Here is an 18,154-nt window from a genome sequence, read left to right on the forward strand (position 1 = left end):
TCAGGTCTTTCGGAAAATGGTGTTGGCGACAGTCACCAGAGGCAGTTCGATGCCGGTGATGCTCTCGGAATGGCCGATAAACAGATAGCCGCCGCGCTTCAGCCGGTCGCACAGCCGTTTCAGAACCTTGGCCTGGGTCTGTTTATCGAAATAGATCATAACGTTACGACACATGATCATATCGAACGGATCGCCGACCGAATAGGTCTCATCCATCAGATTGACCCGCGCCAACGACAGTTTCGCCCGCAGCGACGGATGGATGCGGCCCTCGCGCCGTCCGCTGTCGCGTGCGGTCATGACCCAGCGCCGCATTTCGGCGGGGACCGGGGTCAGCATCTCGTTCGGATAAACGCCGCGCAGCGCGGTTTCCAGCACATCGGTGGACAGGTCCGTGCCCAGGATCTGATAGTCGGGGCCGCCCTGTTCATCGGCGAATTTCTGCATGACCATGGCCATGGTGTAGGGCTCGGCGCCCATCGAGCAGGCGGCGCTCCAGGCCCGGATCCGCCGCATCCCGGCCGCCTTGAACTCGGGCAGCACGTGGGACGTCATATAGTCGAAATGGCGGGGTTCGCGGAAGAAGTCGGTCTTGTTGGTCGTCACCGCGTCGATCAGGAAGACGGACTCGGCCTCGAGCCCGTCCTCCTTGAACAGATAGTCGCAATAGTCGTCGAAGGTCGCATAGCCCGTGCTGCGCAGACGGCGGCGCAGCCGCCCCTCCAGCATGGTCCGCTTGGACGACGGCATCTTGATGCCGCTGTAGTCGTAGATATAGGCCGCCATCCGCTCGAAATTGCGGGCGCTGATCTGATCGACGGGAGGCGAGGACTGTTCCAGCGCGGCGTGGGACAAGGCGATACTCTTTCTGAGAAACCGGCGGCGACCGTCAGGCCGCGCGATCGACGTCGGGGACGGACGCCAGAGAGACGGTGTCGGTGCTGGACAGCAGTCGGGGCAGGTCGATCAGGACGACGAAGCCGTCCTCGCGCCGCACCACGCCCGAGATATAGTCCGAGCGCCACTTCACCCCGATGTCGGGCGACGGCTCGATCTGTTCGGCGGTGAAGACCGCCACCTCGAACACCCGGTCCGCCACCAGGCCCAGGCTGAGCACCCGGTCCTCCAGCGGAATATCCAGCACCAGGATGCGGGTGTTCAGCGTCGGCTCGGTCGGCGTCATGCCCAGGCGGATCCGAAGATCCGCCGTGGGAACCCCCTGCCCCCGCACGTCCGTCAGGCCCAGAAGATAGTCCGGACTGTTGGGAATGCGCGAGGGCGCCTGATAGGTCAGGATCTCCCGCACCAGGCCGACCGGGGCGGCGAAGAGTTCGTCGCCCAGGCCGAAGGTCACATATTGCCCCTCAGAGGCGCCTTGCCCCTTGGCGGTTTCGGACATCAGGCGCTCTCCCGGAAGTCCATGTCCTCGTCGTCCGCGCCGCCGGTCGCCAGGTCCAGGGCGAAGCCCTTGGCGCGGGCCTGCTGGGCGTGGACGGCGGGCTTGGACGGCGCAGCCTTGGGCGTCGGGCGGGCCGCCGGCTTGGCCGGGGCCTTGAAGCTCGAGACGCGGGCCGGAGCCCGGGCCGGAGCGCGGCCGCCGCTGCGGCCGCCGGTCGTGTCGGTGCGGAAGAAGGCGATCGAGGTCTGCAGTTCCTCGGCCTGGGCCGCCAGCTCCTCGGAGGTGGCCGACATCTGCTCGGACGCGCCGGCGTTCTGCTGGGTCACCTTGTCCAGCTGCTGGATGGCCTCGTTGATCTGGCTGGCGCCGACGTCCTGCTCGCGGCAGGCGGCGCTGATCTCGGACACCAGTTCGGCGGTCTTGCGGATATCCGGCACCAGGCGTTGCAGCATTTCGCCGGCTTCCTGGGCCGCCTTGACGGTGTCGCCCGACACGGCGCCGATTTCGGCGGCGGCCGTCTGGCTGCGTTCGGCCAGTTTGCGCACTTCCGAGGCGACGACGGCGAAGCCCTTGCCGTGTTCCCCGGCGCGGGCGGCCTCGACCGCCGCGTTCAGGGCCAGCAGATCGGTCTGACGCGCGATCTCCTGCACGATGCCGATCTTGTCGGCGATGGTGCGCATGGCGTCCACCGCCCGATTGACCGCCTCGCCGCTGGCCTCGGCGTCCTTGGACGACTGACGCGAGATCTTCTCGGTCTGGGCCGCGTTGTCGGCGTTCTGCTTGATGTTGGCGGCCATCTCTTCCATCGAGGCCGAGGCCTGTTCGGCGGCGGCCGCCTGTTCGGTCGCACCCTGGCTCATCTGTTCCGACGTGGCAGACAGCTCCTGGCTGCCCGACGAGACGTTGTCGGCGGCCGACAGGGCGTCGCCGACCACGCCGCGCAGGCGTTCCACCATGGACTGCAGCGAAAGACCCAGCGTGTCCTTGTCCGACAGCGGCTTGGGCTGGACCGTCAGGTCGCCGTTGGCGATCTCATCCGCCATGGTGGCGGTGGTCTTCAGATTGTCCGTCAGTCTGTTGAAGGCGTTGACCAGGTCCTTGATCTCGTCGTTCGACTTGATCTCGACCCGCTCGTCCAGGTCGCCGATGGCGACGGCGTCGGCCACGGTCATCAGGCGGTTCAGGCCGGCGCTGATGCCCAGGGCGATCCACAGGGCGGCTGAAACGGCCAAGGCGATCGCCAAGATTGACAGGGTGATCAGAAGGGTGCGGGTGTTCTGATAGTCCTTGTCCGCATCCGCCTGGGCCGCATCAGCGCGATCGCGGTTGAGTTGGACGCCCTCATACAGCTTCTCGGTCAGCGCCACCGCAGCCTCGCGGCCTTCGCCACCCGAATAGGCGGCCGCAGCAGCGGTGTCACCCGCAGCGGCGAGGGCGCGAACCTTGTCGTCAGTCCGATCGAACGCCTCTGTCTTGGCCTTTATGTCCGCCCACAGGGCCCGTGTCGCCTCAGAGGCCGACCCGTGCATATCGTCGAAAATCTCCTGATATTTCGCGCGCGCCTCATCGCCAGCTTCGATCTGACGCTGCATTTCTTCGGGTGTCCGCGCCAGAACCACATTCTTCTGCGCGCGCACGACCATCAAGGCGTAGCTGTTGAGCTGGTGCATCTTGTCGAGGCGGACGACAGCCCCTTCAACCACCTCATCCATGGCGTCCTTGGCGACGCCCAGGCTGAAGATGCCGTATCCGGCGACTCCCGCCAAAGCGAGAATGAGAAAGCCGAAGGCTACGGCTAGTTTGGCCTTGATGGTGAAACGCATGGCTGATCTCCCCGATAGCCGGTCAATGACGGGTGGCGGACGCGACCGGCTGGCGGGCGTCCTGCTGTTGATTGAAGATGGCCTGGAGGTCGGGAACGACGATGAACTCGCCGCCGCGCTTGACCAGGCATTGGATGAACTCGGGCCGCCAGCGCATGCCGACGCTGGGCGGCGCCTCCGAGTCGGCGCGGGCCAGGGTGGTGACTTCGTGGACCTTGTCGGTGCGAAGGCCGACCAGGGTCGGTTCGCCGGCCAGTTCGATCTCGATGACCACGATCCGGCTGTCGATGGTGGCGGCCCCCCGCTCCAGCCCGAAGGCCACGCGCAGGTCGGACAAGGGAATGACCTTGCCGCGGAAGTTGATGACCGCCCCGGCGAAGGCGCCGGCGCCGGGCACCACGGTCTCGGGCGCCAGGTCCATGATTTCCTGCACGCCGACGGCGTGAAGGGCGAACAGCTCGCCATTCAGTTCGAAGGTCAGGACCTCGACCTGTTCGGCGCCGGTCCAACCGGGCGCGGTGGTGATTTCGGCCTGGGTGCTCATATGGCTTCGCGCATCTGCGCCTCCTGCTGCTGGCCCTTGGCGACCAGGTGGCCGACGTCCAGGATCAGGGCCACGCCGCCGTCGCCCAGGATTGTGGCGCCCGAGAAGGTCGGCAGGCCGGAATGGAGTTTGGACATCGACTTGATCACCGTCTGGTGGTCGCCGATGATCTGATCGACCACCAGGCCGATCCGCTCGGTCCCGGTCGAAACGACCACGACCTTCTGGTGCAGTTCGGGCGGGGTGCCGGTCTCGAACATCTCGCGCAGGCGCAGATAGGGCACCAGGCTGTTGCGCAGCGAGATGAAGCTGCGGCCGCGCGAGCGCAGATCCTCGTCCAGCGACAGTTCCAGGCATTCCTCGACGGCGCCCAGCGGGATCACGTAGCGGCCCTGACCGACGCGGACCAGCAGGCCGTCGATGATGGCCAGGGTCAGCGGGATCCGCAGCGAAACCTCCGAGCCCTCGCCAGGCCGGCTGGCGATGTCGATGGAGCCGCGCAGCGCCTCGATGGTGCGTTTGACCACGTCCATGCCGACGCCGCGGCCGGACAGATTGGTCACCGCCGCCGCCGTCGAGAAGCCGGGATGGAAGATCATCTGCAGCAGGTCGTGGTCGCTGAGTGCGGCGCCGGGCTCGATCAGGCCCTGCGCCTCCGCCTTGGCGCGGACGCGGTCGCGGTCGATGCCTCGACCGTCGTCGCGGATGGTGATGACCACCTCGCCGCCCGACTGATGGGCCGACAGGCGGATGCGGCCGGTGGCCGGCTTGCCGGCGGCCGCGCGATCCTCGGCGGTCTCCAGTCCGTGGTCGGCGGCGTTGCGGATCAGGTGGACCAGCGGGTCGGCCAGACGTTCGATGACCGTCTTGTCGATCTCGGTCGTTTCGCCGTCGGTCGATAGTTCGATGACCTTGCCGGTCTCGCGGGCCAGGTCATGGACCAGGCGGCGGAAGCGGCCGAACAGGGTCGCCACCGGCACCATGCGCAGCACCATCATGGTGTCGCGCAGCTCGCCCGACAGGCGTTCGATCTCTTCCGAGACGGCGCGCAGGGCTGTGTCGACGCCGGAATTGGCGATCTGGCTCAGGCGGGACTGGGCGATGACCAGTTCCCCCACGCGGTCCATCAGTTCGTCCAGGCGATCGGCCGGCACCCGCACGCTCTCGCTCGGCTTGGCCGTCTTGGCGACGCCGGCCTCGGCGGCGTCCGGAGCGGTGGGGGCGGAAGACTGGACCGGTGCGGCGACCTGAGCCGGTGCGGCGGTCTGGGGCAGGATCGAAGGACCCTCGGCGACGACCTCAGCCGGACCGGTCTGGTCCGCAACGACCGCGTCCGCATTGGACGCGTCCAGGGGCTCGATCGACAGGTTCATCTCGTCCATCACGAAGATGAAGACATCCTCGATCGCCCCCCGGCCCTGATCGGTGGTCAAGGTCACGTCCCAGGCCAGATAGTGGTCGGTCGGCTCGATCTGGCTCAGCGGCGGCACGCGCGAGGCGTCCGCCACGACGCGCGCCTCGCCCAGATCGCGAAGCTCGGCCAGCAGGGCCAGTGGATTGGTGCCGTTCTTGAAGGCGTGGGACGGCAGGTCGAACCGGATGCGCCAGGCCGTCTGGACGGGGGCGCCGGCGACGGGCGCCATACCGTCCGCTTCACGCACGGCCCGTTCCAGGTCTACCAACAGGACATCGCCCGCCGCGCCGTGATCGCCCGACGGATCCTCCATCAGGCGACGCATATGGTCCCGCGCCGCCAGAACGGCCGACACCAGGTCGGTCGTGGCCGCGACCTCGCCCTTTCGGACGCGGTCGAAAGCGGTCTCGCAGTGGTGGGTGAAACCGGCCAGGGCGTCGAAGCCGAACATGGACCCGGACCCCTTCAGGGTGTGCAGCCCCCGGAAAACGGCGTCGACCAGGTCGCGGTCCTCGGGTCGCTCCAGCAGATCGAGCAAGCCCTGCTCAATCAACTCCAGATTTTCTCTCGCCTCCACTTGGAAGACGGCGATGGCTTCGTCGCTCATCGTCCCAAAACCTTCTTGGCCACGCGCACCAGTTGATCCGGATCGAAGGGCTTGGTCAGCCATCCGGTGGCGCCGGCCGCCTTGGCCCGCGCCTTGAAGCCCTCGTCGGATTCCGTGGTCAGGAAGACGATCGGCACGCCCATCTGATCGGGCATCCGGCGCATCTCCTCGATCATGGTCAGGCCGTCCATGACGGGCATGTTCAGATCGGTGATGATCAGGTCGAAGGCGCTGGCCTTGGCCTTTTCAATGCCCTCGGCGCCATTGACCGCTTCGGCTACCGAATAGCCGGCGTTGGTCAGCGCGATCTTCAGCGCGACGCGGATGCTGGGCGAGTCATCGACCGTGAGGATAGAAGCGGTCATTGGGCGGGTCCTTGGTGAAGCCAGAACTGGAGATCTTCAGCCGTGGCGTCCGTCAGGAAGCCGGCCGCATCAAGCGCTGGCCGAAATTCCGTCGCCGGACGTTCCAGGACCAGGGTCTTGCCGACCGCCCGGGCCTGGCGCCGCGCAGACTCGATCAGCTGCAATCCGCAAAGATCGACGGGCTGCTCATCGGCAAGGTCGAGACTGATGGTGTCGCCCTCCTCGAAGGCGTCGAGAATCGATTGGCGAAGAACGACGACGTTCTTGACCACAAGGGCCGCGTCGATCAGCACACGTTTCGTCATACCCCGTCCCCACAAGCATGACGCACAGCCATGCAACTGAGGCTCATGGTTGACGATCGGCGTTAAACCCGCTTCAAAACTATGGTACGTGAATCTACCTAGCTTGGCCGTAAGCAACGCGAGGCTGTGTCGTTCACTTCGATTTCACCTTCGGGAATTAAGACGGGCCCCTCAGCAGCACCGCTGAACAAGGGGATCCGAATTGATCGACGTCGGCGCAGATGACGCAACTGACTATGAGGGCGACGTCTTTCACGGCCAGATCGCGGATGCTTCGTCCGCCTATATATGGCTGCTGAATACACGGGGACGGATCGTCCATGTCAGCCGTGCGGCGCGGCGTTTCCAGCCGGAACCTCCAGCGCCCCATACCATGGCCTGGCGCGACGCCTGGCCGGTCGACTGCCGCTTTTCCATTGATCGCGGCGTCCAGGAAGCACAGGCGGGTCGGGCCTTCTCCTTCCGCACGCGATTCACCACTGAACAATCGTCGGCGGTCTATCTGGATACGACGGTCAGCGCCGTGCGCGACGACGCTGGGCGGATCGTGCGCCTCCTGGTCAAGGCCGAGGACGTCACCCAGGAGACCGAGACCGCCGCCTTCCTGAACACCGTCATCGAGGTCCTGCCCCTGGCCCTGACCGTCAAGGACGCCCGGACGGGCCGCTACATCCTGGCCAACCGCGCGGCGGAGAAACTGTTCGGTCGGTTCGAGGGGCTGACGGGACTGCGGGCCTCCGACGTCCTGCCCGCCGCCTTCGCTGAATGGGCGGCGGACGCCGTGCCGGGCATGGGCTCCCAGTCGACGGTGTACGAGGATCACGCTGAGGCCGGGTTCCGCTATCTGGCCGCCACCAAGCTCGCGACCTATGACGACGAAGGCGTGCGCCATCTGATCGGCCTGACCGAGGACATCACCCAGAAACAGCGTGACGCCGACGCCCTCTATCAGGCGCTGGAACAGGCCGAACAGGCCAACCGCGCCCGCAGCGCCTTCGTCACCAACATCAGCCACGAGATTCGCACCCCCCTGAACGGCGTCATCGCCGGGGTCGACCTTCTCGCCGCCCGCTCGACCGCGCCGGACATCCAGGAAGTCACCGAGATGATCCGCGCCTCGGCCGCCGTGCTGCAGGATCAGTTGCAGCAACTGCTGGCCGTCGCTCGCCTGGACGGGATAGAGGGGCCGCCGGAGGTCGAGACCTTCGTCCTTGGCGACCTGATCGAGCGGGTCGTCCGCCCCGCGCGCGAGGCCGCAAGGGCCAAGGGCCTGGCGTTCGTCGTCGAGATCGCCCCCGCTCTTCCCGCAGCCTTCGTCGGCGATCCGGCGGGCATAGAGCGGGTGCTGACGCCCTTGCTGAATAATGCGGTCAAGTTCACCCACCGGGGCGAAATCCGCCTGACCGTCGATCCATGCCAGAACGGGGGTGTTCGCTTCGCCTGCGTGGACACGGGCGTCGGTTTCGATCCCGCCCTGAAGGCGGCCATGTTCGCCTCGTTCCGGCAACAGGACGACGCCCTGACCCGCGAATACGGCGGCATGGGCCTGGGTCTCGCCTTGGCGCGGAAAGCCGCGCGGGCGCTCGGCGGGATCCTCGACGCCGCGCCGCGTGAAGACGGGGGGTCGGTCTTCTGGCTGGATCTGCCCCTGTCCACCGCGCCGGTTCAAACCACGGACGAAGTCACGACCGACCCGGTTGACCGGTTGCGCGTCCTGGTCGCCGACGACCATCCGACCAATCGCCGGATCGTCGAAATGATGCTGGAGTCCGTTGCCGACGTCACGACGGCCGAAGACGGCGTGGAGGCTGTGGAAGCCGCCGGACGCGAAACCTTCGACGTCATCCTGATGGACATCCAGATGCCCCGCATGGACGGAATCACGGCGGTCGCCCGCATTCGCGACGCGGAACGCGCGGCGGGCCGGGGCCACGTCCCGGTCATCATGCTGACCGCCAACACCCAGCCCGAACATGTCGAAGCGGCGCGGCTGGCGGGCGCCGACCGCCACCTCGGCAAACCCTTCACCCTCGCCCTGCTTTTCAACGAGATCCAGGCCCTGCTGGCGGACGCCCCGGCCCGCACGCCCCTGGGCCGTCACGCGAACGCCTAGGGTTCGAGCTCGATGTCCCAATAGAGATAATCCAGCCAGCTCTGGTGCAGATAATGCGGCGGGAAACGCCGGCCCGCTTCCTGCAGCTGCCAGGCGTTCGGGCGATAGGGCTCGCGGCGGATCGGCATCATGGCCTGGCGCGGGGTGCGGCCGCCCTTGGTCAGGTTGCAGGGGCCGCAGGCGGCGACGATGTTCTCCCAGGTCGTGCGGCCGCCGTGCGAACGCGGAATGACGTGGTCGAAGGTCAGCTCGGTCGATTCCCCGCAGTACTGACAGGCGAAGCCGTCGCGCAGGAAGACATTGAACCGGGTGAAGGCGGGGCTGCGATCCTGATCGACATAGTTCTTCAGCGCGATGACGCTGGGCAGTTGCATCTCCATCGACGGAGAGCGGACCACCTTGTCGTACAGCGACACCACGTCCACCCGGTCCTGATAGACCGCCTTGACCGCCTCTTCCCACGGCCAGAGCGACAGCGGGTAATAGGACAGCGGCCGGAAGTCCGCGTTCAGAACGAGGGCGGGAAAGCCCGACGGCGGTCGGTGGAGGACCTGCATCAGGCCCTCCCGGTCGGCGCGGGGAGTATGGAAGCTACAGGATTGAAGACGCGTCTCCTTCCCTAGTCCGAGGCGTTCAGCCTAGTCCCGATTCGAAGACGCCGCCATGACGAACAGGCGACGAACCGTTCAATTTCGCTCAGGGAAGCCCGGCAGGGTCCAGCCCCAGCGCAGCGCGCCCGCCCGCAGCATGAAACCGGCCACGGCGGCGACGATGGCGGCGGGCCAGATCGGCGCCTCGGGGATGCGCAGGACGATATAGAGGGTCGCCGCCAGTATGGCCGCCGTCACATTGATCTCGCGCCGCAGCAGGATCGACGGCTGCCCCGCCAGGGTGTCGCGCACCACCCCGCCGAAACAGGCGGTCAGGGTGCCCATGACGATGCAGATCAACGGGGGGGCGCCCGCCGCCTCCGCCTTGGCCGCCCCCATGACGCCATAGGCGCCCAGGCCGATGGCGTCGAGCCACAGCAGGGCCCGGAACCGCCAGTCGCGCTGTCCGATCAACCAGACGACCACCGCCGTCAGCAGGCAGACCGCCATATAGCGCCAGTCCTGAACCCAGAAGACCGGCAGGCCCAGCAGCAGGTCGCGCAACGTCCCCCCGCCGACGCCGGTTATGGCCGCGAAGAAGGCGAAGGTGACCACGTCATGCTTCTCGCGCGCGGCGGCCAGGGCGCCGGTGGCCGCGAACACGGCCACCCCGGCGAAATCGAGCGCCGCAAGCACCGTCTGCGGATTGCGCAGCGGCTCGGTCAGGGCGGGATCGATGGGGGTCACGCGCTCATATCCTCCAGCACGATGTCGCCGCGCCGAACGCCGCCATACCACCCCCACAGCAGATGCGCCGCCACCCCGCGATGGGGCCGCCACAGTTCGGCGCGGGCATAGGCCTGTTTCTCGTTCGGGCGCAGGTCGGCCCGGTCGGCCCAGCGCATCGCCTCCTGCAGGGCCACGTCCCCGCCGGGAAAGACGTTCAGCCGCCCCTCGCAGAACATCAGATAGGTCTCGGCCGTCCATTTGCCGACGCCCTTGATGGCGGTCAGGGCGGCGATGGCGTCGTCGTCCGACAGGGTCTGCATATGGTCCAGATCGACGCGACCCTCGACCTGGGCCAGGGCGATCTCGCGACCGTATTTGGCCTTCTGTCCCGACAGGCCGAAGACGCGCAGGGCGTCGATGTCGTGGGCCAACACCGCGTCGGGCGTCACCGCTCCGCCCAGCCCCTCGACCGTGCGCGCCCAGATGGAGGCGGCGGCGGCCACGGACACCTGCTGCTCCACGATCATGCGGAACAGGCCCTCGTAACCGCCGGGCCGCAGCCGCCATTCGAAGGCCGGCGTCTGGGCGTGGGCGCGCGCCAGGGCGGGATCGGCGACGGCCAGGGCCTCGCGCGCGGCGGCGATGTCCTGGGATGTGGGCGCGACGGGCATGGCCCCTGTATGACGCGGGTTCGCCGCCTGGGGAATGCGGGCCTCGCGTAAAACGGCTGTCAAAGCGGCGCACCAATAACTATTATTCAACAAGCACGGAGAAGCCGCATGACCATGACCGTCGAACTGGGCGCCCTGGAGCAGGTGGTCGATCGCCTGGTCAAGGAAGGCCGCTACGGCTCCAAGAGCGAAGTGCTGCGCACCGGCGTGCGGCTGGTGCAGGAGCATGAGGCCCGTTTGGCGGCCTTGTTGGGGAAGCTCCAGGAAGGCATCGACGACGCTGACGCCGGGCGGGTTCACTCGATCGACGAGGTGCGGGCTCAAATGCGGGCGCGCTGGGCTGTTGACGGCGAATGAGACTGTTCATCACGCGCGCTGCGACCCGCGACCTCGCGGAGATCGAGGCCTTCATCGCCCGAGACAGCGCGAGCGCGGCCCGGCGGTTCGTGCTGAAGCTGCTCGACGCGTGCGAGGGCTTGGTTGATCAACCGCGCGCCTATGCGGAAGCCGGCGTGCAGAACCTTCGAAAACGCCCATTCGACGACTATCTGACCTTCTACCGCCTGTCCGAAACGGTGGAGATCGTGCGTATTCTCCACGCCGCGCGTGACTGGGTCCGGCTGCTGGATCCCGCGACGGACTGAGATGTTCGCCACCCGTTTCGCCCCCTCTCCCACCGGCCGCCTGCACAAGGGCCACGCCTTTTCGGCCCTGACCGCCTGGTCGGCGGCGAAGGCGGCGGGCGGGCGGTTTCTGCTGCGGATCGAGGACATCGACCCCACGCGCTGCCGACCGGAACATGAGGCCGCCATTCTGGAAGACCTGGCCTGGCTGGGGCTGGACTGGGAGACGCCGGTCCGACGCCAGTCGGATCATCTGTCCGACTATGCCGCGGCGATCGAGGCCCTGAAGGCGCGGGATCTGTTGTACCGGTGTTTCCGTACACGGAAAGAGATCCTGGACCGGATCGGCGATGCGCCGCACGGGGCGAGCGAGGCGGTGCGGCCGGGGCCGCATCCGGCCGAGGAGGAGGCCCGTTTCCTGGCCCAGGGGCGGCCTTTCGCCTGGCGGCTGTCGCTGGACCGGGCGCGTGAAACCCTGGGCGAGGCGACGTGGACCGGGCTGGTCTTCATCGAGCAGGGGGCCGGCCCGGACGGAGAAACCGGCGTTGTGCCCGTTCGGCCCGAGACGGCCGGGGATGTGGTGCTGGCGCGCAAGGATGCGGGCGTCGCCTATCATCTGGCCGTGACCCACGACGACGCCCTGCAGGGGATCGACCATGTGATCCGGGGGCAGGACCTGTTCGAGGCCGCCCATGTGCAGCGCCTGATCCAGGCCCTGATGGGCTGGCCCGCCCCTGTCTATCGCCACCACCGCCTGCTGGCCGGGCCGGACGGGCGCCGCTACGCCAAGCGGGACCAATCCGTAACCCTGGCGGAGCTGAGGGCGGGCGGCATGACGGCCCAGGCCCTGCGCGCCGAACTGGGCTTCAGTCCCGCCGGCTGAAGATGCGCGAGGCGCCATAGCCGGTCAGGGCGGCCAGAATCACGCAGAGGACGCCGTACAGCCACGGCCGGCGATGGGCGAACTCGTAGATGTCGCGCTCGATGCCGACCTTTTCGACGGTCAGGGTCAGATTGGAGACCGACCGGGGCTCGCCGCCCTGGAACAGCCAGACCTCGGCATAGTATTTGCCGGTCGGGGCGACGGTCGGCAGCTTGACCTCGGCCCGGAACAGGCCGCGATCCACGAACTCCACCCCGTCCGGATCGGTGTCATAGAGGGCCGCCGCCTCCTTCAGCCGGATCACGGCGCGCCTCCAATCCAGATAGTCGTCGCCCAGACGGCTGACGACCACGTCGCGCACCCCGTAGCGGGTCACGGTGCCGGCCTCCTCCGGCGCGTCGATGCGCAGATGGTCCACCCCGACGCCCAGTCGACGCAGCTGGCCGAAGTCGGCGATGTCCGACAGGGGCCGGGTCGAGGCGGTCATGTAGAAGCCGGGGGCCCCTTCGAACAGGACCGGGCGGCTGTTCAGCCAGACCCCCATGTTGCGAGTCTTCTTGACCAGGCGGACCGGGGCGTCGGGGCCGCGCACCACCACGACCACATCGACCGGGTCGGGGGTCGGGTTGAACACCGCGCCATACAGGACGATGGAGGCGCCGGTGAAACCGGAATCGACGTGGACCTGGGCGTCGGTCAGGGCGGCGGCGACGCGCAGTTCGCCCGTCGTGGCCTCGGACCGGTCGGGGGCCGGCGCCGCGACGGGGGCCGCCTCGATGGGGGGTGCCTCAATGGCCGGAGGGGGTGGAGGAAGCGCCTGCATCAGTCCGACACCCCCGGCGCGAGCAGGAAGATGTCGCTGGGCCGCACGAACAGCTCCAGCCCCATCTGGATGCCGACCAGCAGCACGATCAGGCCCAGGGCCGCGCGCAGCTCCTCGGCCCGGAACCGACCCGCGAACCGGGCGCCGATCTGGGCGCCGACCACCCCGCCCAGCAGCAGGATGGTGGACAGCAGGATGTCGACCGTCTGGTTGCGGCCGGCCTGGAGAATGGTGGTGATGGCCGTGGTGATGATGATCTGGAACAGGCTGGTGCCCACCACCGCCCCGGCTCGCATCCGCAGCACATAGAGCATGGCCGGCACCAGGATGAAGCCGCCGCCGACCCCCATGATGGCCGACAGGATCCCGGCGAAGACGCCCAGGCCGAACGGCGGCAGGGCGCTGATATAGAGGCCCGACTTGGGGAACTTCATCTTGAGCGGCAGACCATACAGCCACAGGGGACGGCGGCGGTCCTTGCGCGGCGGGGGCAGGCCACGACGCCGACGCAGGATCTCGGTCAGGCTCTCGTGCAGCATCAACAGGCCGATGGCGCCCAGGAAGACCAGATAGGACAGGGCCACCACCAGATCGGCCTGGCCCAGCAGGCGCAGATAGCGGAACAGTTCGACGCCCGCGATCGCCCCGGCGGCCCCGCCCGCGGCCATGACGCCGCCCATCTTGAAATCCACCGCGCCCTGGCCCGCATAGCGGATCACGCCGGATGTGGAGGAGGCGACGACGTGGCTGGCCTGGCTGGCGACGGCCACGGTCGGCGGAATTCCCATGAAGACCAGGATCGGCGCCATCAGGAAGCCGCCGCCGATGCCGAACAGGCCCGAGACGAACCCGACCACCGCCCCCAGAATCACCAGGGTCGGCCAGTTCACCGAAACCTCGGCGATCGGCAGATAGATGTCCAAAGGACGCGCCTTCGGCTGGAGCGGAACGGGAGACGCCGAACGGCGACAGGGTGTTCTTTAGCGACGGGGACGGCGCGCCGCCACCCGTGCGCGAAAGGTTTGGCGGCCTAGCCTCGGCCCTGAGCCGGGCTTTGGACCTGCTGCTGCACAAATGCGTCGGCGGCGGTGCGGGCGGCGCGCTGGGCGGTGGCGGTGGCGGCGGGACGAAGTCGGGTGACGGCCGCCTGGGCCTCGCTGTCGCCGCCGCGCGCGGCGATCATGTACCATTTCAGGGCTTCGGTCGGGTTCTTCGCCACGCCCTCGGCGCCGGTCTCATAGATGCGGGCGACATTGTACTGGCTGTCGGTCAGGCCCCGCTCGGCCGCCCTGAGCAGCCAGATCAGACCCTCGGCCTGATTGGCCGCGCCGCCGTCGCCTTCGTACAACTGCATGCCGTACAGATGCATGCCGCCGGGATCCCCGGACTCGGCCGCACGGCGGCCCCACCGACGGCTCTCGGCCGGATTGGCGGACACGCCGTTTCCACCCATGAGATAGAGCTGACCCAGATAGGTCTGGGCCGGGCCGTACCCCAGGTCGGCGGCGCGCTTCAGTTCGTCCACGCCTTCCAGGTCGCCGCTCTCGATCCGGTTCACGGCCCGTTCGAACTCGGCCGCGCCGGCGTCGACCGTGGGTACGGCGTCCGTCGGCGTGATCGCCATGGCGATCGGGGTTTCGCTGGCGGCGGAGGCGGGCGTCCGGGTCGAACCCGGCAACCCCGGCAGTTCGAGATCGGGCAGTCCCGACCCGTCGGCCAGGGTCAGAGACGCATAGGCCCCGCCGGTCAGGGCCACAGCCGTGACCGAGGCCAGGAAGGCCTTCTTGACCGTCGATCCGTCCTTGGCCGCCTGCTTGTCCAGCCGCTCCTGCAGCTTGGACTTGCCGCCGCGCTTGGGCATCAGGCCGAAGCCCTGGCGGGGCGCTTCCTCGGGCGCCGCCGGCGTCGTCATGGCCGCACGGGCGGCGTCGATGGTGCTGCGGGTCGAGGCCGCGCGACCGGCGGCGGCGGCTGCGCCCATGCTGGCGCGCAGACGGCGGGGATCGACGAATTCGGTGTCGTCGGCGAAGTCGTCGTCGCCGTCCAGCAAGGCGTCGCTCCGGCCTTGAACTGGGCCTTGAACGGCGTCCTGATCCGGGGCCTGTCCGTTCGGACGCGGCTCCGACCGGGTCGAGAAACCGGATGCGGTGGCCTCCAGCGCGTCGTCGACATCGGCGCCGCCGAAACCGCCGAAGGGCTGGATTCGGGGTTCGCTTTCGACCGACGCCGCAGAAACCGGAGCCGGATCAGGCTCGGGCCGGAGCGGCTCCGACGCCAGTGCAGCGGGCGTCGACGCCGTCGGCATCGACGGGAAGGGCGTCGCCATGGCCGCGTCCGGCGACACGGGGTCGATCGACCAGTCATCCTCGACGTCGAAGGATTCTTCGGGGAAGACGGCCGCGCGCCAGTCCGGCTCGACCGGCGCCGAGACGGCGGCGACCGCTGCGCGCTCGGCGACGGCGCGGGGCGCGGGCACGGGCGAAGGCTCGGCCTCGGGGATGTCCAGCTGCAGGTCGCGGGTCGCGGCCGGCTTGCGCGTATCCATGCTCTCGCGGGCCTCGGCCAGCAGGCGGGCGGTGCGCTCCTCGCTCATCCGCATCCGCTCGGCCAGTTCGCCCGAGGCGCGGTCGTAGCGCTGTTCGATCTTGTCCGAGCTTTCCGACAGGCGCCGCGCGATGTCGTCCAGCGCCTGCTGCGAGCGGCGTTCGGACTGGGCGATGCGGTCGCTCAGCTGATCCGAAATCCGGGTGATCTCGCCGCCCAGCTTCTCGAGCGCCAGGGCGTGACGGTCGTCGCTGGCGGTCAGGCGTTGATCGACGCGATCGACGTGGCGCGCGAACTCCTGGTCCATTCTGGCCGCGTGACGCGACAGATCGGCCTCGACCTTGCGGCCGACCAGGTCGGTGACGCTGCGGGTGACGGCCTCGGCGCGGCCGATGGCCTCGCGTTCGACCGTCTGGACCCGGGCGTTCAGGTTCTGGGCGATCTTCAGGACCTCGCGGCCCATGGCCTCCAGCCCCTGGGCGCCCTTGCGCTCGGATGCGTTCAGCTGGTCGCCGACGCTGCGGACCGCCTGTTCGATCCGGTCGATGCGCGCGCCGGTCTCGGCGGCGTCGAGCCGCTGCATCATCTCGGCGCGGTTGAACTCGATCTGACGCGACAGGGTCTCGGCCAGCTTCTCGAACCGGGCGGCGTCACGCGCCCCCTCGGGCTCGACCCGTCCCTCGGCCGCGCGCATGCGCTGGTCCAGCTCGGCGAAGGAGCGCTCGAGGGTCTTCAGCGCCTCGGTGGTGCGGCTCTGGGCCTGGTCCAGACGCGCGCCGACCTGGGCCAGCAGGTCCGTGCCGACGCCGGGACCTGCGGCCTTCTCGACCGCCTCCATGCGCTGACGCAGTTCCGAGACGCCCGACCTCTGGCGTTCCTCGATGTCGTACAGGCGGCCGGCCAGGGCGCCCAGCGACTGCTCGACCTTGCCGAAGGTCTCCTGGGTCTGAGGGCCGGTGTCGCGTTCGAAGGCGCGCAGGCGACGATGCCCCTCGCGCAGTTCCTCGGCGATGTCGTCGATGCGGCGAGCCTGCCCCTTGGTCTGGGCGTCCTGACCGTCCAGCCGGCGCACCAGGCCGGACACGGCCTGGTCCACGCCCTGGATGGCGACGGTCGAGCGCCGCTCGGCGGCCTCCAGCCGGGCGGCGATGGCGTCGATGGAGGCGCTGATCCGCTGCCAGCCTTCGTCGGAAGCGTCATAGGCGTCGTCGAGACGGCGGCTGCGACCGCGACGTTCGAACATCTCGGGGCCGGCGGAGCGACGCGGCAGGGTGGCGTAACCCTCGTCCTCGTCTTCCATGATCATGGAGTTCAGCCATTCGCCCAGGGTCATGCCCGAGCGCCGCGCAAGATCCTTGGCGACCTCGCGGGCCTTCGGATCAATACCCTTCACGCTCCAAGGCGCCGCTGCGCTCACTGATTCGGCTCCCGACCCATGGGATGGAGGCTATAACGCCAATATCGAGGGTGTAAACGTGTGGTTAACCGCAAGATGTTGCGCCGACTCGTCAGCCTGTGGACATCTCGTCGGATGGGGAGGCTTTTGGGCGCGACGTGGTTAATGACCGATTAAGATTAAGGACCTGGTAACCGGTTCGGCTTGCGTCCCTGCTCCGGCTGCGCCAACTGCGGCCCATGAGCCTGACAACCACTCTGATCCTGCTGGGCGCGGCCCTGGCCGTCATGGTCTTCGCCGGCTGGCGCGGCGCGCGGCCGCCCGACCCGTTCAAGGGGCCGCGCATGGTCCCCTGGCGCTTCATCATGCTGGGCGCCGCGGCCCTGGCCATGCTGCTGCTGATCCACCTGGCCACCCTGTTCGGCGCCGAACGACCGCCCTGGGTTTCAGTTTAGGAACCCGAACGAGGCCCGACGGTTGATCCTGCGAACCCCAGACAGGAGACGCATCATGGCCGACAAACTGACCCCCGCCGAGGCGGAAAAGGAATTCTGGAACAGCCTGAAGGAGTCCAACACCGGCATGCTGGGCCTGGACCAGGCCGGCTATCACCATCAGCCCATGACCGGTTTCGGCGAGCCGGAGACCGGGACCATCTGGTTCTTCAGCCGCAATGACACCGACTTCGCCCGCAACGTGGCGGTCGGCGGTCAGCAGGGCATGTTCTGCTATCAGGCCAAGGACCAGAAGGTTCAGGCCTGTATCCACGGCGACCTGTCGATCGACCAGGACCGCGCCCGGATTGAAAAATACTGGAACCCCGTCGTCGCCGCCTGGTACCCGGACGGCAAGGACGACCCGCACCTGACCCTGATCCGCTTCAACGCCGAGGACGGCCGGGTCTGGGTTTCGGACAAGGGCGCGCTGGGCTTCGGCTATCAGGTGATGAAGGCCAATCTGACCAAGACCCAGCCGGACGTCGGCGGCGTGTCGGACGTGAACCTGCAATAGGATCGCCGGCCACGACTATCCCGTGGTTTGAAGGCTGCGGGATGCTTGATCTGAGATTACGCGCGCCAGACCGTGTCTGGCGCGCGTTTCCTTGTCCCGCTTGACCACAATTCCGCCCCTCTGGTTGCTTCAGCTGCAATCCAGGACATTGAGGGGTATCCAATGCTGGGTTTGCTGACCGCCGCCGCCATCGCGGCCTGTTCTCCGCCTGAAGGAACATCCGCCCTGCTGGAGCGGCCGGAGCGGGTGATCATGATCGGGGAGCTTCACGGCACGGCCGAAGCCCCGCGGGCGGTCGGCGAGATCGCCTGCGC

At 68.0% G+C, this 18,154-nt stretch carries 19 protein-coding genes; 6 read left to right on the forward strand and 13 right to left on the reverse strand.

Annotation, left to right across the window (positions count from 1 at the left end):
- The 7 genes from GYM46_RS06060 to GYM46_RS06090 are packed head-to-tail and all read right to left on the reverse strand — an operon-like array spanning position 1 to position 6,445.
- On the reverse strand, positions 1 to 855 hold the full coding sequence (locus GYM46_RS06060) for a CheR family methyltransferase (RefSeq protein WP_008261775.1): 855 nt from the start codon (positions 853 to 855) through the stop codon (positions 1 to 3).
- A 34-nt stretch (positions 856 to 889) separates the two neighbouring features.
- Positions 890 to 1,399 (reverse strand): chemotaxis protein CheW, encoded by a 510-nt coding sequence (locus GYM46_RS06065; RefSeq protein ID WP_008259193.1) that lies wholly within the window; start codon positions 1,397 to 1,399, stop codon positions 890 to 892.
- A complete protein-coding gene (locus GYM46_RS06070) occupies positions 1,399 to 3,222 on the reverse strand; it encodes a methyl-accepting chemotaxis protein (protein ID WP_008261353.1) in 1,824 nt (607 codons plus the stop codon). The genes GYM46_RS06065 and GYM46_RS06070 overlap by 1 nt, the downstream gene beginning before the upstream one ends.
- Before the next feature lie 22 nt (positions 3,223 to 3,244).
- Positions 3,245 to 3,766, reverse strand: a complete 522-nt coding sequence (locus GYM46_RS06075; protein WP_008258745.1) for a chemotaxis protein CheW — start codon at positions 3,764 to 3,766, stop codon at positions 3,245 to 3,247.
- Positions 3,763 to 5,787: a chemotaxis protein CheA gene (locus tag GYM46_RS06080; protein WP_008264215.1), complete on the reverse strand. Its 2,025-nt coding sequence runs from the start codon at positions 5,785 to 5,787 to the stop codon at positions 3,763 to 3,765. The genes GYM46_RS06075 and GYM46_RS06080 overlap by 4 nt, the downstream gene beginning before the upstream one ends.
- Positions 5,784 to 6,152, reverse strand: a complete 369-nt coding sequence (locus GYM46_RS06085) for a response regulator (RefSeq protein ID WP_008263549.1) — start codon at positions 6,150 to 6,152, stop codon at positions 5,784 to 5,786. The genes GYM46_RS06080 and GYM46_RS06085 overlap by 4 nt, the downstream gene beginning before the upstream one ends.
- Positions 6,149 to 6,445: an STAS domain-containing protein gene (locus tag GYM46_RS06090; protein ID WP_050771586.1), complete on the reverse strand. Its 297-nt coding sequence runs from the start codon at positions 6,443 to 6,445 to the stop codon at positions 6,149 to 6,151. Before GYM46_RS06090 ends, GYM46_RS06085 begins: the two co-directional genes overlap by 4 nt.
- 214 nt (positions 6,446 to 6,659) lie before the next feature.
- Here GYM46_RS06090 and GYM46_RS06095 point away from each other — a divergent pair, with 214 nt between their 5' ends.
- Positions 6,660 to 8,570: a PAS domain-containing hybrid sensor histidine kinase/response regulator gene (locus tag GYM46_RS06095; protein WP_008261068.1), complete on the forward strand. Its 1,911-nt coding sequence runs from the start codon at positions 6,660 to 6,662 to the stop codon at positions 8,568 to 8,570.
- Here the strand turns inward: GYM46_RS06095 and GYM46_RS06100 are convergent.
- The 3 genes from GYM46_RS06100 to GYM46_RS06110 all read right to left on the reverse strand — a co-directional run bounded on the left by GYM46_RS06100 (position 8,567) and on the right by GYM46_RS06110 (position 10,560).
- Positions 8,567 to 9,127 (reverse strand): HNH endonuclease, encoded by a 561-nt coding sequence (locus GYM46_RS06100; RefSeq protein WP_008264308.1) that lies wholly within the window; start codon positions 9,125 to 9,127, stop codon positions 8,567 to 8,569. The two genes, GYM46_RS06095 and GYM46_RS06100, sit on opposite strands and share 4 nt — an antisense overlap.
- Positions 9,128 to 9,256: 129 nt before the next feature.
- Positions 9,257 to 9,907, reverse strand: coding sequence for a trimeric intracellular cation channel family protein (locus GYM46_RS06105; RefSeq protein WP_008263402.1), 651 nt, complete (start codon positions 9,905 to 9,907; stop codon positions 9,257 to 9,259).
- Positions 9,904 to 10,560 (reverse strand): DNA-3-methyladenine glycosylase family protein, encoded by a 657-nt coding sequence (locus GYM46_RS06110; protein WP_008261137.1) that lies wholly within the window; start codon positions 10,558 to 10,560, stop codon positions 9,904 to 9,906. Before GYM46_RS06110 ends, GYM46_RS06105 begins: the two co-directional genes overlap by 4 nt.
- A gap of 108 nt (positions 10,561 to 10,668) precedes the next feature.
- Here GYM46_RS06110 and GYM46_RS06115 point away from each other — a divergent pair, with 108 nt between their 5' ends.
- From GYM46_RS06115 to gluQRS, 3 genes are read left to right on the forward strand one after another with little or no spacing between them, the layout of a single operon-like run.
- Positions 10,669 to 10,917, forward strand: a complete 249-nt coding sequence (locus GYM46_RS06115) for a type II toxin-antitoxin system ParD family antitoxin (protein ID WP_008263619.1) — start codon at positions 10,669 to 10,671, stop codon at positions 10,915 to 10,917.
- A complete protein-coding gene (locus GYM46_RS06120) occupies positions 10,914 to 11,204 on the forward strand; it encodes a type II toxin-antitoxin system RelE/ParE family toxin (protein WP_008260431.1) in 291 nt (96 codons plus the stop codon). The genes GYM46_RS06115 and GYM46_RS06120 overlap by 4 nt, the downstream gene beginning before the upstream one ends.
- Before the next feature lies 1 nt (position 11,205).
- Positions 11,206 to 12,066 carry a tRNA glutamyl-Q(34) synthetase GluQRS gene (gene gluQRS, locus GYM46_RS06125; protein ID WP_008259740.1) on the forward strand — a complete coding sequence of 287 codons (861 nt, stop codon included), beginning with the start codon at positions 11,206 to 11,208 and terminating at the stop codon, positions 12,064 to 12,066.
- On the opposite strand, the gene GYM46_RS06130 is transcribed toward gluQRS, so the two are convergent.
- The 3 genes from GYM46_RS06130 to GYM46_RS06140 form a co-directional block, all read right to left on the reverse strand.
- Positions 12,050 to 12,889, reverse strand: coding sequence for a TIGR02186 family protein (locus GYM46_RS06130; RefSeq protein WP_008258693.1), 840 nt, complete (start codon positions 12,887 to 12,889; stop codon positions 12,050 to 12,052). The two genes, gluQRS and GYM46_RS06130, sit on opposite strands and share 17 nt — an antisense overlap.
- A complete protein-coding gene (locus tag GYM46_RS06135) occupies positions 12,889 to 13,812 on the reverse strand; it encodes a sulfite exporter TauE/SafE family protein (RefSeq protein WP_008263337.1) in 924 nt (307 codons plus the stop codon). Before GYM46_RS06135 ends, GYM46_RS06130 begins: the two co-directional genes overlap by 1 nt.
- 107 nt (positions 13,813 to 13,919) lie before the next feature.
- Positions 13,920 to 16,850 (reverse strand): hypothetical protein, encoded by a 2,931-nt coding sequence (locus GYM46_RS06140; RefSeq protein ID WP_232216202.1) that lies wholly within the window; start codon positions 16,848 to 16,850, stop codon positions 13,920 to 13,922.
- Positions 16,851 to 17,068: 218 nt separating this feature from the next.
- Between GYM46_RS06140 and GYM46_RS06145 the strand changes: the two genes are divergently transcribed.
- Entirely contained in the window at positions 17,069 to 17,284 is a 216-nt protein-coding gene (locus GYM46_RS06145; RefSeq protein WP_008261388.1) for a hypothetical protein, read from the forward strand.
- A 55-nt stretch (positions 17,285 to 17,339) separates the two neighbouring features.
- Complete coding sequence (locus tag GYM46_RS06150) at positions 17,340 to 17,840, forward strand: pyridoxamine 5'-phosphate oxidase family protein (RefSeq protein ID WP_008259893.1); 501 nt, start codon at positions 17,340 to 17,342, stop codon at positions 17,838 to 17,840.
- Positions 17,841 to 18,154: the final 314 nt, after the last annotated feature.

This window comes from Brevundimonas mediterranea (assembly GCF_011064825.1).
Classification (GTDB): Bacteria; Pseudomonadota; Alphaproteobacteria; order Caulobacterales; family Caulobacteraceae; genus Brevundimonas; species Brevundimonas mediterranea_A.